The organism is Peribacillus sp. NPDC097197, from assembly GCF_050278025.1.
GTDB lineage: Bacteria > Bacillota > Bacilli > Bacillales > DSM-1321 > Peribacillus.
Genome location: NZ_JBNNST010000023.1, coordinates 1 through 15,172 on the forward strand (window position 1 = coordinate 1; position 15,172 = coordinate 15,172).

Genomic DNA, 15,172 nt, shown 5'->3' on the forward strand with positions numbered 1-15,172 from the left:
CCCGTTCCCATTCCGAACACGGCAGTTAAGCTCTTCAGCGCCGATGGTAGTTGGGGGTTTCCCCCTGTGAGAGTAGGACGCCGCCAAGCCATTTCAAAGGTCAGCCATTAGGCTTGGCCTTTTTTTGTGTGCAGAAAGAACGAGTTGCATTATGGAATCTGATCATTGAACTTCAAATGAGAAATTGTTTTTTATGAAAACAATCTCGGAGACGGGGAATTTTTATATAGACATACACCTAATGTAAGCCATTATCATACATTATTAAAAGCAGCCCCGAGTTCTCTTAAACTATTTTAATTCTATGTATGCGGACAATGGTTTTTGGGGAGAATGCAGCTATGGAGGTGGAGATGTTGGGGAAAACAACAACCAAAACAACAGCAGGGGAATCGTGCGTGGTATGTGAACAAGTAAAAGGCATGGGGATACACCTATATACGACTTTCATCTGTGAAGAATGCGAAAGGGATATGATTGGGACGGATACGAATGACCCCAGGTATAAGTACTATTTGAAACAGTTAAGGAAAATTACGAATCCGGAAATTTGTTCATAATGTAAGTAGTTGTAGATAGTTGTAGAGTTAGAGAATAAAGAAATGGCGATTTCTTTATTCTCTAACTCTTTTTCCATGAGGAGGGAAATGAACCGCTTGATTGAACTTTTACCTTTTAGATAAGATAATCTTGGACAAATTTGATAAAATGAAGAACATTATGATGTTGAAGGAAGAGGGAAATGAATCAATTACATACGCCATTGTTCGATGCGATGAGCAATTTATATAAAAAGGGACCCATTTCATTACATGTCCCGGGCCATAAAAATGGTCAAGTGTTCAATGAAAAAGGTCGTGCACTCTATAAGCCCCTACTTGGAATAGACGCTACGGAAATAAGTGGCCTGGATGATTTACACGCTCCAGAAGGTGTCATATTGGAAGCTGAGAGACTACTTGCTGACTTATATGGAGTCCAGAAGAGTTATTTTTTGGTCAATGGAACAACTGTAGGTAACCTAGCCATGATCCTTGCGGCCTGTGGGGAGGGAGACAAGGTACTGGTTCAAAGGAATTGTCATAAATCCATCTTGCATGGCCTGATGTTGGCAAATGTACGGCCTGTTTTTTTACAACCTATATTTTATCGGGAATGGGAAGTAGCGGGTGGCATCAGTTCAGATCTATTGGGTGAGGCCTTGGATGTACATTCGGATGCCAAGGCTGTCATATTGACCAACCCGAATTACTATGGACTTGCTGAAAAAGGATTGTCTGGCCTTGTAAAAATGGCACATGAAAGAGGTATTCCCGTGTTGGTAGATGAGGCACATGGTGCTCACTTTCAATTGGGAAGCCTTTTTCCCGACTCCGCGATACTGGCGGGAGCCGATGCAGTTGTACACTCAGCCCATAAAACATTGCCAGCCATGACGATGGGGTCCTACCTTCATATTCATTCTGATTTGTTGGATTTGGACAAGATGACTTTCTATTTACAAATGCTACAATCGAGCAGTCCTTCTTATCCCATCATGGGGTCTCTTGACTTAGCGCGCGGATATCTAGCATCATTTACAATAGAAGACCAAAACCAGCTCATCAAAAGGATTTCAGACTTCAGAGGGGAGTTGGGCAAGCTCGGCACGATACGAGTGCTGGAGGCACCATTGGGAACGTCTGCCGACCCCTTGAAAGTCGTCATCCAGTCCACGACAGGCTTAAGTGGATTTCAGTTACAGAAGTTATTTGAAGGGGAAAACCTATATCCGGAACTTGCGGATCCCTACAATCTTTTGATGACTCTTCCTTTAGTAAAGGAAGAACAGGACTTTCCTTTTAAGGAAATCATCAAAAAAATCGAACGAGCATCAAGTGCGATGAAAGATAGATCAGGAGAACAAGATGAAGAAGTTGTTCCACAAAGTGCACTCGGTAAAAACGCCATGGCGAGCCTTGCCTATCCATACTCTGTCATGAAACAAAAAAGTACGGTCCAAGTTGAGTTTGGAAAAGCAATCGGTGCGGTATCTGCGGAAATGGTCATTCCTTATCCTCCTGGCATCCCCTTGATTATGACCGGGGAAATGATTACATCAGAGCATATCGATAATTTAGGGAGACTGTTAGCATTGGATTCAAGATTCCATGGAGGTTCTTTCCTTTCAAGCGGGAAGCTGATTGTTTATGAGGGCAGCCAGGTTGGATAAAATGATATACTACAAACAAAGAACCTTGGAGGTACACCAATGAATCGTGGGATTTTTATAACAATGGAAGGGCCTGAGGGAGCAGGGAAAACAACAATCATTCACATGCTCGGGTACGCCCTCCAACAAGAAGGTTATCAAGTTTTGCTAACACGGGAACCAGGTGGCATCCCGATATCCGAACAAATAAGAGAAGTTATCTTGAATAAAGACAATACAGCAATGGATTCAAGAACGGAGGCTTTACTATATGCTGCTGCAAGGCGGCAGCATTTGGTGGAAAAAGTCATCCCTGCACTAGAAAAGGGGACCATCGTCCTCTGTGACCGATTCATTGATAGCTCTTTGGCCTATCAAGGCTATGCAAGGGGCTTAGATATAGAAGATGTATACAATATTAATAAATTTGCAATTGGTGACATGATGCCTGATGCGACGTTCTTTTTCGATATAAAACCTGAAGAGGGTTTAAGACGGATACAGTCAAACGGGGACCGTGAAGTGAATCGACTGGATTTGGAGGCTCTGGAGTTTCATGAAAAGGTATATGAGGGTTATCAGCTAACCATTAGCAGATGGAAGGATCGTTACGTTATCATTGATGCCGATCAATCAATCGAGGAAGTTTTCCAAGAAGCGAAGAATCAATTAATGATAGCTTTGAAGAAGAGATAACGGTACGCTAGGATTTCCATATTATTCAACTGCACCCTATTCCATGTAAGCACAAATTGTTATAATGGGAGTAAGGTAGTGAAAATTCATAGTAAGCGGAGGATGATGAGAATGAAAATGATCATTGCTGTCGTTCAAGATAAGGATAGCCATCGGCTGCTTAATGAATTAGTGGATCATAATTTCAGGACAACCAAGCTCGCCAGTACGGGTGGGTTTTTAAAATCAGGGAATACAACCTTTATGATTGGCACGGAGGATACACGTGTCGATCAGGCGATTGAGATAATCAAGCGGAGTTGTCAGTCGCGTTCTCAATTAGTCTCCCCGGTCTCACCAATGGGTGGCAATGCCGAATCGTATGTACCATATCCGGTGGAAATTCAAGTAGGCGGTGCAACCATATTTGTCCTGCCGGTTGAAAATTTTCTGCAATTTTAACGGCTAGATATATGGAGGTTCTTTATGAAAATCAACCATGACATACCTATTAATTTGGATAAAGCCCGGCAGGATAATAAACAAATGCAATCAGGTAATGGAAGGTTTCAACAACTGGTTCAAACACAGGACCAGAAGATGCAGGTTCAAACTTTGAATCGTTTAATCGGGGACATTGAAGGGGCAGGTCAGCGCCTGGTCCGATCCCGGACCTTTAGGGAACTAGCCAAATATAAGGCATTAGTGAAGCGGTTTGTGCGCGAAGCTGTTGAGTATGGTCTTGAACTGAAGCAGTCCACGAGCTGGAATCAATACGGACAGAGTCGACCATTGAAGACCGTGGAAACGATTGATGCGAAACTGATCGAGTTAAGCGAGGAAATTTTAAATAAAGAGAAGAGTTCGCTTGAGATATTAGAAATGATAGGCGAAATTAAAGGACTGCTGATTAATTTATATACGTAAGTGAGTGATGATGTTGGATAAAACATGGCAGGAAATGAGACAAATTCAGCCGCAGGTTATGACGATGTTGCAAAATAGCATCACGAAGAACAGAGTGGCTCATGCGTATATATTTGAAGGGGATACAGGTACAGGTAAGAAAGAGGTAAGCAAAACTTTTGCAAAAAGCTTACTATGCGAGAACCCGGTCGAAGGCTTTGAGCCATGCGGACAGTGTAAGAACTGCAAACGAATTTCTAGTGGAAACCATCCGGATATCCATTTGATTGAAAAAGATGGACTGTCCATTAAAAAGGAACAAATTAAGAGTCTTCAAGAGGAATTCTCAAAGAAAAGTGTGGAAGCCAATCGGAAAGTGTACATGATTACCGATGCGGATAAGATGTCAGTCGGGGCAGCGAACAGTCTCTTGAAGTTTTTAGAAGAACCTGTAGGAGATACGGTAGCCATACTGATGACCGAACAAGTTCAGCGCATTCTACCGACCATTTTGTCGAGGTGCCAATTGATCTCGTTTAAACCGTTATCACCGGAGAATGTCAAACGAAAGCTGATGGAACAGGACGTGGACCCACAGATGGCCGCTGTCGTCGCTCATTTAACACAGAATGTGGTAGACGGAATTGACATGAGTCATGATGAATGGTTTGTACAAGGCCAAAAAATAGTGGTAAAATTGTATGAAGTGTTAAAACAGAATTCCCTGAAGGCCTTATTGTTCCTTCAGACGGATTGGTTTTCGCACTTTAAAGATAGAGAACAGGTAGACAGAGGCCTTGATTTGTTACTTCTTATTTATAAGGATTTATTATATATTCAGTTGGACAAGAAGGACCTGATTGTATTTCAAAATAAACTGAAGGAATTTGAAACTCACGCTCTTCATCTTTCTCCGAGACGACTCGCTGAACATATGGAGTTTATTTTGGAAGCGAAAAGGAAGTTGATGTCCAACACAAATCCACAGCTGTTGATGGAACAGCTTGTGCTGAATTTGCAGGAGGGATCATGATTTGTATGATGTTGTAGGTGTCCGTTTTAAAAAAGCGGGCAAAATATACTACTTTGATCCGGGCGAATTCGCCATTCCCAAGGACGATTTTGTTATAGTGGAGACTGTCCGCGGTGTTGAATTCGGTAAGGTTGTTACAGCCCGTAAACAAGTAGATGAAAATGATGTTGTCCTGCCATTGAAAAAAGTACTTCGGGTTGCAGATGCGAAAGATAAGCTAATTGTTGAGGAAAACAAGTCTGCTGCAGAAGAAGCTTATTATATATGTTGTCAAAAGGTCGATGAGCATAAGCTGGATATGAAGCTCGTTGACGTGTCCTATACCTTTGATAGAAATAAGGTAGTGTTTTACTTTACTGCGGATGGTCGCGTGGATTTCCGTGATTTAGTCAAAGATTTAGCAGCCATATTCAGAACCAGGATTGAACTTCGACAGATTGGAGTCAGGGATGAGGCTAAAATGCTTGGTGGCATTGGACCATGTGGCAGAATGCTTTGTTGCTCGACATTTCTGGGAGACTTTGAACCTGTTTCCATTAAAATGGCGAAAGATCAGAATTTATCACTAAATCCTACAAAAATCTCAGGATTATGTGGTCGATTGATGTGCTGTCTGAAATATGAAAATGACGAGTATGAGAGTGCGAAGGAAATGCTTCCTGATTTAGGTGAGATGATTGATACGCCTGGTGGCAAAGGCAAGGTAGTGGGGCTTAATATTCTAGAACGCGTACTTCAGATTGAACTAATCGAGCAGGAAAGAGTATTAGAGTATACTTTAGATGAGATTCTAAAAGAGGGAGCCGTTTCTATTCAAGCCACAGATTATTAAGGTGGTGGGAGAGCGTGGATAAGAAAGATATTTTTGAGTCGGTTACCAATATGGAAGCCCAGATAGGCCAATTATATAAACAGCTTGGAGAATTGAAGGAGAATCTTGCGGAAATCCTCGAAGGAAATCAATCGCTCAAGTTAGAAAATGAGCACTTGCGTCATCGATTGGGCCTTGCGGATGCCGAGAGTGAACCTGTTTCTATAAAAGAGAAACAAAAGACGAAGAACCGTACTGAGAGTACGAATAAGGTTATGGATATAGGGGAAGGCTATGATAATCTAGCCCGTATCTATCAAGAAGGCTTCCATATTTGTAATCTGCATTTTGGCAGTTTACGTAAAGAAGGAGATTGCCTGTTCTGTTTATCTTTTTTAAACAAGAAGTGAAAATGGAATAATATAAAAGAATGTTCCATCTCTTTTACGTGATAGATAGACCGTTTACAATATATAGTGATTCGGGGTCTGACGCATACTATGAGTCAGGCCCTTTTTGTTACGAGTGAGGGTTAAAGTAAGGGCTTAATCCTGCTTTTTCTACATATATAGGAGGGTTAATAGCAATGGTAGAACTAAAAGGGGATGAACGGCTGGATTACCTGTTGGCGGAGGATTTACGGATCATCCAGAGTCCATCGGTGTTTTCTTTTTCATTAGATGCCGTTTTATTATCCAGGTTTGTAAGCGTACCGATCCAAAAGGGAAGGCTAGTGGATCTTTGTTCAGGCAATGGCGTCATACCCTTGTTGCTAAGCACAAGGACTAAAGGGTCCATTACGGGCATCGAAATCCAGGATCGCCTATATGACATGGCTCAAAGAACCATGGAGTATAACGGGGTTTCCTCGCAGATTGAAATGGTCCATGCTGATATAAAAGAAATCCCAAAGCAAATAGGATACAGTAAATATGATGTGGTAACGTGTAACCCACCGTACTTCCCGACTCCGTCCATTGAGGAAATCAATAAAAATGAACACTTTGCGATTGCCCGTCATGAAATCATGTGCACATTGGAAGACGTCATGCGTGTTTCAAGTCAGTTACTTCGTCAGGGTGGAAAAGCGGCATTCGTCCATAGACCTGGTCGTTTGATGGATATCCTACGACTGATGAGGGAGTATCGGATTGAACCGAAGAGGTTGCAATTCGTTTATCCAAAAAGTACAAAAGAGGCCAATACGATTCTCATTGAAGGAATTAAAGACGGAAACCCGGATTTGAAAATCCTACCTCCACTCGTTGTGTACAATGAACAGAATGAATATAATCCTGAAATCAGAAAGATTTTATATGGAGACGAATAGGCACTATTTCTACGTCTTAAAATGCAGCGATGATAGTTATTACGCGGGATACACCAATAATTTAGAACGAAGGATCAATATGCATAATCAGGGGAAAGGCGCTAAATATACGCGTGGACGGACCCCTGTGGAACTGATTTATCATGAAACGTTTGAAAACCAGACTTTGGCCATGAAGGCAGAATACCAGTTCAAGCAACTAACCAGAAAACAAAAAGAAAAGTGGATGGCAAAGGAGGAGACATAATCTATGTGGCAGCAAAAGAGTTTTGAAAAAGAGGGGTTGGAACCGGCTTTATATCTAGTCCCTACTCCTATAGGCAATCTTGAAGATATGAGTTTCCGCGCTCTTAGGATTTTAAAGGAAGCAGATGTCATAGCTGCCGAGGATACGCGAAATACAAAAAAACTATGTAATTACTTTGAGATTTCTACACCTATCGTCAGTTATCATGAGCATAATAAGGAAAACAGCGGACGGCAAATGCTTGAGCGACTTCGTTCAGGCCAAGTGATCGCTCTCGTCAGTGATGCAGGTTTACCAACGATTTCCGATCCAGGCTATGAACTTGTGAGGGAAGCAATTGCTGAACAGTTTAAGGTTATCCCCTTGCCAGGAGCCAATGCGGCATTAACGGCGTTGATCGCCTCAGGGCTTTCCCCTCAACCCTTTTATTTCTATGGTTTCCTAAAGCGGGGAGCAAAAGAAAAGAAACAAGAGTTGGAAAAGTTAAAAAAAATGGAAGCTACTTGGATTGTATATGAATCGCCTCACCGCTTAAAGGAAACCTTGAAACATATGCATGAAATCCTAGGAGACCGACAAATAGTCCTATGTCGTGAATTAACCAAGAAGTTTGAAGAGTTTATTCGCGGTACATTAAGTGAGGCAATGAATTGGGCGGCTGAAAATGAGGTGCGCGGTGAGTTCTGTTTGATAATAGAGGGTGCTCAAGAACAGGAAGAAGACCCAGAAGAAGCATGGTGGTCAGCTTTCGACATTGTTGGGCATGTCAACTATTATATCGAAACGAAGAAAATGCCTTCAAAGGATGCCATAAAGCAAGTTGCAAAAGATCGAAATATGCAAAAACGCGACGTATACCAGGCATTTCATATAGATGCCAACTAAATGGACAAAAAAAAACTTCCGATATTCGGAAGTTTTTTATCTATATTAGTTAGAAGTTGCAAAGTTTTGTTGAATTTCTTTAATTAACATTTCTGCACCTTCACGGCTAAGAATTAACTTACCATTAGCAAGTGTAAGATTGTTATCAGAAACTTCACCAGTTACTTGACAAGTCATGTTAGGTTTATATTTTTTTAAGATAATGCGCTCATCATCCACATAGATTTCTAAAGCATCTTTCTCAGCGATGCCTAATGTACGGCGAAGCTCGATTGGAATAACTACCCGGCCTAACTCATCAACTTTACGAACGATTCCTGTAGATTTCATTGAAAATTCCCCTCTCAAAATACAATTTAGTACCTTTTTCTATTTTTTTCGTCATTATTCGACAATTTTTTTTATAAATTTATAATACCAGCCATTCCCATATTCGTCAATGATTTATTTTCATTTTTCTGTAAGAGCTCATTATCGCTTTTTATAAAGGATACGAAAAGTAATAAAGCAAAAAAGCCTTAGTCCTAGCTTGTCTGCGGAACCATTTACTTCACCAAGATTCGACAAACTATGATAATGGAGCTCTATCTCTTCCCTATTATAAGAGTAATGTTATTTTAGTTTCAAATCAAAAATTCGGAATATAGGATAATATTCCTGTAAAACGTCCAAATAGAATGGGAGATGTTGCGCAAAATATGAATAGTAAGGTATATTTTGTTGAGGTAAGAGGTAATGCTGAAAATAGGGTGAAGACAACCTTGCAAGCATTAAGCACTGATTAGAAATTCTTTGCCTTTCATTCGAATTTCAGGATGAAATGATTGTTGATTCTTGTCGCATAGAATGACAGATAGGGTTAAAATAGAGATAATAGTTTTACTGTGCTCTAATTGGCAGGGGCAAGTCCTTAGCCAGTTTTGCAAATGATGAGGAGGCAATAAAATGCAGGAAAAATCAAATACATTTTATATTACAACACCCATATATTATCCAAGTGGTAATTTACATATAGGGCATGCGTATACGACGGTGGCAGGAGATGCCATGGCTCGTTACAAAAGGATGCGTGGCTTTGACGTTATGTACTTAACGGGAACGGATGAACATGGTCAGAAAATCCAGCGCAAAGCAGCTGAACAGGGCATCACACCTAAACAGTATGTGGACAATATCGTGTCTGGAATAAAAGAGCTTTGGAATAAGCTTGATATATCTTATGATGACTTCATAAGGACGACAGAAGACCGCCATAAAGAGGTTGTGGCAAAAATATTCAAGAAGCTGCTGGATCAGGGCGACATATACTTGGATCAATATGAAGGATTATATTGTACACCATGTGAATCTTTCTTTACGGAACGCCAAGTCGAAGAAGGTAATGGGAAATGTCCAGATTGTGGCCGACCAGTCGAGAAGGTTAAGGAAGAGTCATATTTCTTCAAGATGAGTAAGTATGCTGACCGTTTATTGAAGTTCTATGAGGAAAACCCTGAGTTCATCCAGCCTGAATCAAGAAAAAATGAAATGATCAATAACTTTATCAAACCGGGATTAGAAGATTTGGCCGTTTCTCGTACAACTTTTGACTGGGGAATTAAAGTACCGGGAGATCCGAAGCATGTCATTTATGTCTGGATTGATGCGTTGACTAACTATATTACAGCTTTAGGGTATGGGACGGATGATGATTCTAAATACAGGAATTACTGGCCGGCGGACGTTCACCTAGTAGGGAAGGAAATCGTTCGTTTCCATACCATATACTGGCCGATCATGTTAATGGCTCTCGATATGCCGCTTCCGAAAAAGGTATTTGCCCACGGCTGGTTGCTTATGAAAGACGGCAAAATGTCGAAGTCAAAAGGGAACGTGGTCGATCCGGTTACATTGATTGATCGATACGGTTTGGATTCCTTACGTTATTACCTTCTTCGTGAAGTCCCATTCGGTTCTGACGGGGTATTTACTCCAGAGGGATTTGTAGAACGGGTTAACTTTGACTTAGCGAATGATCTAGGTAATTTATTGAACAGAACCGTAGCCATGGTCAATAAGTATTTCGACGGTGTGATTCCAAACTATCAAGGGTCGAATGGCGAATTTGAAACAAACTTGCTTGAAATGAATCAAGATACGGTACATAAATATGAAGAAGCCATGGAAAAAATGGAATTCTCCGTTGCCCTTACGTCCATTTGGCAGCTTGTGAGCAGGACCAATAAGTTCATCGATGAAACCCAACCGTGGATGTTGGCTAAAGATGAAGCCAAAAAAGGGGAACTTGCAAGTGTTATGGTCCATTTGGCTGAATCTTTACGCCGGACAGCCGTCCTATTGAAACCATTTTTAACGCAGGCACCGGAAAAAGTCTTTACTCAGCTAGGCATTCAGGATGAGAACTTGAAGACATGGGATAGTCTCAGCGAGTTTGGATTAATTCCTTCCGATACAAGAGTGTTAAAAGGGGACCCTATCTTCCCGCGTTTAGATATGGAAGAGGAAGTTCAATATATTAAAGAACAAATGCAGGGTGGCACGTCCAAAGAGGAAGAAAAGGAAGAAGTCGAAATTCCGGAAGTTGATGAAATCACAATCGATGATTTCACAAAGGTTGAGTTGCGTGTAGCGCAGGTAATGGAAGTCGAGCCCGTAAAAAAAGCCGACAAACTGCTTAAGCTACAGTTGGATCTTGGGTACGAGAAGCGGCAGGTCGTATCCGGGATTGCTCAGCACTACAAACCAGAAGAATTAGTAGGGAAAAAAGTGATATGCGTGACCAATCTTAAACCAGTGAAATTACGTGGGGAGCTTTCTCAAGGAATGATTTTGGCTGGCAGCCAAGATGGCGTCCTATCTGTTGCTACAATAGATGCTTCCATTCCTAATGGATCGAAAGTGAAATAACTCAAAAAAACATAAAAGTGTTTCATATGAAACACTTTTATGTTTTTTATTTATATGCCCCAGTGCAGCAGGCATCTACTGAGACCATTCTTTAGTCCCTGCCTTCAGGGAGGGACTATGTAATCTTTTTGTTACCTAATTGAGAAACATAAAACTCTCATTACGAAATAAAATAGTGCTAGAAAGGAAGAATAAACATGCTTTTCGATACACATGTACATGTAAATGCAGAGCAATTCAATGAAGATCTTGAAGAAGTCATAGAAAGAGCGCAGGAAGCGGGCGTAAAAAACATGGTTGTCGTCGGCTTTGACCGCCCTACCATCACTAGAGCAATGGAACTAGTGGAAATATATGATTTTATGTTTGCGGCAATCGGTTGGCATCCTGTTGATGCAATAGATATGACGGAAGAAGATCTCCAGTGGATTGAAGAACTCTCCGCACATCCTAAGATAGTTGCTATAGGGGAAATGGGCCTTGACTATCATTGGGACAAATCGCCGAAGGAAATTCAAAAGGAAGTTTTTAGAAAACAAATACGCCTAGCAAAAAAGGTAAAGTTGCCTATCATCATTCATAATCGTGAAGCAACCGCAGATATCGTGAGCATATTAAAGGAAGAAGGTGCTTCAGAAGTGGGAGGCATCATGCATTGCTTTAGTGGTAGTGCCGAAACAGCTTTGGAATGTATCGATATGAACTTTTATATTTCATTGGGGGGACCCGTTACCTTCAAGAATGCGAAGAAACCAAAAGAAGTAGCAGCAGCTGTGCCATTGGATCGTCTATTAATTGAGACGGATTGTCCTTACCTAGCACCCCATCCCTTTAGAGGAAAGCGTAATGAACCATCCTATGTGAAACTCGTCGCCGAGCAAATTGCAGACATCAAGCAACTTTCCGTGGAAGAAGTATCCCAGGCGACAACGAGTAATGCCAAGAAATTATTCGGCATTAATTGACATCATTTTGGGTCACGTTCTCCCGGGATTTGCTATTTAGAAAGCATTTTTTGAAGTTTCTACAAATCTCTCTCCCTACATAGGTGTTTTATGTCGAGAAGTCACCCTTTCCTTTTCTATGAGGAATATGCATAATAGGTAATAATTTCCTAAATGAGAAGTGGATGGGTTGACAGCTCGATAAGTATGTCTATATAATCACCGGGAGGAAGGAGGAGTTTTTCATTCTATCAAAAACTATGAAAAACCTTATTTCCAGACTTGTAGGTAAGAAGCGAATAGCGGTTGCGATATGCACGGCAATTCTCGTCACTACGGCGCTGGGAATACTGATCCATAAAGGAACAATGCATACAGTCACAATCATGCTTGACGGGAAAAAAGAGGTAGTGCGGACACACGCGGCTACTGTAAATGATATGTTAAAAGATTTAGAGATTACGGTTCAAGCCGCAGATTATGTACATCCTTCTGTTGACAGTGAAGTAGCTGATGATCTAGAGGTAGTGTACAAGCAGGCTCGAAAAATTGTCATGGTACAAGATGGTGAGCAAGAGGAAGTCTGGTCAACCGCCGATACCGTAGAGGAATTTATCAAGGAGCAGGAGCTCGGAGTAGATGAGAAGGATAAAGTTACTCCTTCAAAAGACACGAAGCTTAAAGCAGATATGGAAGTTAGCATCGATAGAGCCTTTTCACTGAACTTGGTGGTAGGTGGAAAAGAAAAGCAGGTTTGGTCAACTTCGACTACGGTCGCTGACTTTTTAAAGCAACAAGGTGTCAAACTCAATGATTTAGATCGAGTTGAATCAGGATTAGTGGAAAAAGTTGAAGCAAAGAATACGGTAAACGTTATTCGAATTGAAAAAGTCACCGATGTAGTGGAAGAACCTGTCGATTATGCTGTCATTACTAAAAATGATGATTCTTTATTAAAAGGGAAAGAAAAGATCGAAAAAGAAGGAAAAAAGGGTATCACTTCCAAGGAATACGAAGTGATCAAAGAAAATGGAAAAGAAGTCAAAAGGAAATTGCTTTCTGAAAAAGTTGTGAATAAAAAGCAGGATAAGGTTGTAGCGGTCGGAACTAAGAAGCTTGAAACCCAAGAATCACCGAGAGCAACGAATGTGAATTCTACCAGCGGAAAAGAAATTTACGTCTCATCAACGGCCTATACAGCAAGTTGCCACGGCTGTTCAGGTGTTACTTCAACAGGAGTCGATCTGAAAAGTAATCCTAATGCCAAAATCATAGCAGTCGATCCAAGCGTGATTCCCATGGGCTCGAAGGTCTATGTCGAGGGTTATGGCTATGCTACTGCTGCCGATAAGGGCGGAGCGATTAAGGGAAACAGAATAGATGTATTCTTTTCATCGAAAAACGACGCTTATCGTTGGGGTGTAAAGAAAGTGAAAATCCGAGTACTGGATTAATAAGTTTTCTCTCGCAGGAGATAAATTGTCTCCTGCTTTTTTGACGTTTTATTTTACCATTTGTTGAAACCAACAGTATAAACCTGCTTTAATAAAAGAGACGATTCAATAAGTCATAAAATTTCAGTGTAAACTAAAAGTGAATCGAGTGATGGCGTGAGAAGCCATCCCGATGGAAAAGTCGTGGCAAGGTCTGTTACATAGTAAGTCTTGCGCTTTTCTGTATGGAGGAAAACATGAAAAAGATTAAAGAAATCATTGTTGTTGAAGGTAAAGATGATACAGTAGCGATAAAAAGGGCGGTCAATGCGGATACCATAGAAACGAACGGTTCCGCCGTGAATCAATCCTGTATAGATCAGGTAAGGTTGGCACAAGTCACACGTGGTGTTATCATTTTTACGGATCCGGATTTTCCAGGACAAAAAATCAGAAATATCATTTCAGAACAAGTAAAGGGCTGTAAACATGCCTTTTTAACGAAGAAAGAGGCGTTGCCTAAGTCAGGCAGGGGAATAGGCGTGGAGCACGCTTCACCTGAAGCGATTCGTAATGCCTTGAAAGACGCACAACTCATGGATGAGGAAGCCCAAGAGGAAATATCCCAGCAGGATTTAATAGATGCAGGTTTAATCGGTGGTGCGGGAGCTAGAGAGCGAAGAGAAAGACTTGGTTCCATCTTAAAGATCGGTTTTACAAATGGTAAGCAATTATACAAGCGATTAAAAATGTTTCAAATATCAACTGAGGCTTTTAGCGAAGCGATTGTACAGATAAATCAGGAGGAAAATCATGAATAAAGATATAGCAACCCCTGTCAGAACGAAAGACATCCTAAAGAAGTACGGATTTTCGTTTAAAAAGAGCCTAGGGCAAAATTTCCTAATCGATACGAATATCCTGAAGCGGATTGTCGAGCATGCGGAGTTGACAGAGGAAAGTGGAGCGATTGAAATTGGGCCAGGTATAGGGGCGCTGACTGAACAATTAGCGAAAAGCAGCAAAAAGGTCACAGCCTTCGAAATAGATCAGCGCTTACTTCCGATACTAGCCGATACACTGTCTCCATACGACAATGTGAAAATCATCCATGGGGATGTCTTGAAAGCGGATGTCAAGCAGGCCATCGAGGAAGAGTTCAAGGATATCAAGGATATAATGGTCGTAGCCAACCTTCCTTACTATGTTACTACTCCCATCATTTTGAAGCTTTTGTCAGAGGACTTACCGATTAGAGGCATCGTATGTATGTTGCAAAAGGAAGTCGCCGATCGAATCGCAGCTAAGCCAGGCACGAAGGAATATGGTTCTTTATCGATTGCCATTCAATATTATACGGAAGCAGAGACGGTTATGATCGTTCCAAAAACGGTGTTCATGCCGCAACCGAATGTCGATTCGGCTGTTATTCGCCTCACAAGACGGGTTATACCGATTGTCGAAGTACAAGATGAGGACTTTTTGTTCGTCGTGACCCGGGCGAGCTTTGCACAGCGCCGAAAAACGATATTAAATAACTTAACAAGTCAGTTGCCGGAAGGAAAAGCGAAAAAGGAATTGATTCTTGCTGCTCTTAAGGCCGTAGAAGTCGACCCGACTAGGCGAGGGGAAACATTGAGCATTGAGGAATTTGGACGCTTGAGTGATGCATTACTGCCGAATTTTAAATAACCATTACCAATCTAACGTCGGAAAGGGGTTCTATTCTCCCTCATCCGGCTTTTTTTTTGGATTAGAGCGGGTAGTGAACTGATTCCCGCATATGAAATACCCCTATTTTCACTTTCAC

The 15,172-nt window shown here is 41.3% G+C and carries 17 protein-coding genes and 1 rRNA gene; 17 read left to right on the plus strand and 1 reads right to left on the minus strand.

Annotated features, from left to right (window positions below; all coding sequences use genetic code 11):
- The 12 genes from rrf to rsmI all read left to right on the plus strand — a co-directional run.
- Positions 1 to 89 (plus strand): 5S ribosomal RNA (rrf, locus tag ACQKL6_RS19440); the annotation flags it as partial.
- Between the two features lie 252 nt (positions 90 to 341).
- Complete coding sequence (locus ACQKL6_RS19445) at positions 342 to 560, plus strand: sigma factor G inhibitor Gin (protein ID WP_402875864.1); 219 nt, start codon at positions 342 to 344, stop codon at positions 558 to 560.
- A gap of 182 nt (positions 561 to 742) precedes the next feature.
- On the plus strand, positions 743 to 2,212 hold the full coding sequence (locus ACQKL6_RS19450) for an aminotransferase class I/II-fold pyridoxal phosphate-dependent enzyme (RefSeq protein ID WP_427651771.1): 1,470 nt from the start codon (positions 743 to 745) through the stop codon (positions 2,210 to 2,212).
- A 39-nt stretch (positions 2,213 to 2,251) separates the two neighbouring features.
- Positions 2,252 to 2,887, plus strand: a complete 636-nt coding sequence (tmk, locus tag ACQKL6_RS19455) for a dTMP kinase (protein ID WP_402875868.1) — start codon at positions 2,252 to 2,254, stop codon at positions 2,885 to 2,887.
- 111 nt (positions 2,888 to 2,998) lie between these two features.
- Complete coding sequence (locus ACQKL6_RS19460) at positions 2,999 to 3,328, plus strand: cyclic-di-AMP receptor (RefSeq protein ID WP_402875870.1); 330 nt, start codon at positions 2,999 to 3,001, stop codon at positions 3,326 to 3,328.
- Between the two features lie 24 nt (positions 3,329 to 3,352).
- On the plus strand, positions 3,353 to 3,793 hold the full coding sequence (locus tag ACQKL6_RS19465; protein ID WP_402875872.1) for a YaaR family protein: 441 nt from the start codon (positions 3,353 to 3,355) through the stop codon (positions 3,791 to 3,793).
- Positions 3,794 to 3,806: 13 nt separating this feature from the next.
- On the plus strand, positions 3,807 to 4,805 hold the full coding sequence (gene holB, locus ACQKL6_RS19470) for a DNA polymerase III subunit delta' (RefSeq protein ID WP_402875874.1): 999 nt from the start codon (positions 3,807 to 3,809) through the stop codon (positions 4,803 to 4,805).
- 1 nt (position 4,806) lies between these two features.
- A complete protein-coding gene (locus tag ACQKL6_RS19475) occupies positions 4,807 to 5,637 on the plus strand; it encodes a PSP1 domain-containing protein (RefSeq protein ID WP_402875876.1) in 831 nt (276 codons plus the stop codon).
- Positions 5,638 to 5,651: 14 nt separating this feature from the next.
- The gene (gene yabA, locus ACQKL6_RS19480) at positions 5,652 to 6,026 is read left to right on the plus strand and encodes a DNA replication initiation control protein YabA (protein WP_402875877.1); all 375 of its coding nucleotides are present in this window, start codon (positions 5,652 to 5,654) and stop codon (positions 6,024 to 6,026) included.
- A 176-nt stretch (positions 6,027 to 6,202) separates the two neighbouring features.
- Complete coding sequence (locus ACQKL6_RS19485; protein WP_402875879.1) at positions 6,203 to 6,946, plus strand: tRNA1(Val) (adenine(37)-N6)-methyltransferase; 744 nt, start codon at positions 6,203 to 6,205, stop codon at positions 6,944 to 6,946.
- The gene (locus tag ACQKL6_RS19490) at positions 6,933 to 7,193 is read left to right on the plus strand and encodes a GIY-YIG nuclease family protein (RefSeq protein WP_402875881.1); all 261 of its coding nucleotides are present in this window, start codon (positions 6,933 to 6,935) and stop codon (positions 7,191 to 7,193) included. Before ACQKL6_RS19485 ends, ACQKL6_RS19490 begins: the two co-directional genes overlap by 14 nt.
- Positions 7,194 to 7,196: 3 nt before the next feature.
- The gene (gene rsmI, locus ACQKL6_RS19495; RefSeq protein ID WP_402959594.1) at positions 7,197 to 8,078 is read left to right on the plus strand and encodes a 16S rRNA (cytidine(1402)-2'-O)-methyltransferase; all 882 of its coding nucleotides are present in this window, start codon (positions 7,197 to 7,199) and stop codon (positions 8,076 to 8,078) included.
- A 45-nt stretch (positions 8,079 to 8,123) separates the two neighbouring features.
- Here rsmI and ACQKL6_RS19500 read toward each other — a convergent pair whose 3' ends face one another.
- Positions 8,124 to 8,408 (minus strand): AbrB/MazE/SpoVT family DNA-binding domain-containing protein, encoded by a 285-nt coding sequence (locus ACQKL6_RS19500; protein ID WP_402875885.1) that lies wholly within the window; start codon positions 8,406 to 8,408, stop codon positions 8,124 to 8,126.
- Between the two features lie 615 nt (positions 8,409 to 9,023).
- On the opposite strand from ACQKL6_RS19500, the gene metG reads away from it, so the two are divergent.
- The 5 genes from metG (at position 9,024) to rsmA (ending at position 15,054) form a co-directional block, all read left to right on the plus strand.
- Complete coding sequence (gene metG / locus ACQKL6_RS19505) at positions 9,024 to 10,985, plus strand: methionine--tRNA ligase (RefSeq protein ID WP_402875886.1); 1,962 nt, start codon at positions 9,024 to 9,026, stop codon at positions 10,983 to 10,985.
- A 197-nt stretch (positions 10,986 to 11,182) separates the two neighbouring features.
- Complete coding sequence (locus ACQKL6_RS19510; RefSeq protein ID WP_402959597.1) at positions 11,183 to 11,950, plus strand: TatD family hydrolase; 768 nt, start codon at positions 11,183 to 11,185, stop codon at positions 11,948 to 11,950.
- 239 nt (positions 11,951 to 12,189) lie between these two features.
- Positions 12,190 to 13,383, plus strand: coding sequence for a ubiquitin-like domain-containing protein (locus ACQKL6_RS19515; protein WP_427651772.1), 1,194 nt, complete (start codon positions 12,190 to 12,192; stop codon positions 13,381 to 13,383).
- Positions 13,384 to 13,619: 236 nt separating this feature from the next.
- Positions 13,620 to 14,183: a ribonuclease M5 gene (gene rnmV / locus ACQKL6_RS19520; RefSeq protein ID WP_402875892.1), complete on the plus strand. Its 564-nt coding sequence runs from the start codon at positions 13,620 to 13,622 to the stop codon at positions 14,181 to 14,183.
- Positions 14,176 to 15,054, plus strand: a complete 879-nt coding sequence (rsmA, locus tag ACQKL6_RS19525) for a 16S rRNA (adenine(1518)-N(6)/adenine(1519)-N(6))-dimethyltransferase RsmA (protein WP_402991795.1) — start codon at positions 14,176 to 14,178, stop codon at positions 15,052 to 15,054. The genes rnmV and rsmA overlap by 8 nt, the downstream gene beginning before the upstream one ends.
- Positions 15,055 to 15,172 lie beyond the last annotated feature (118 nt).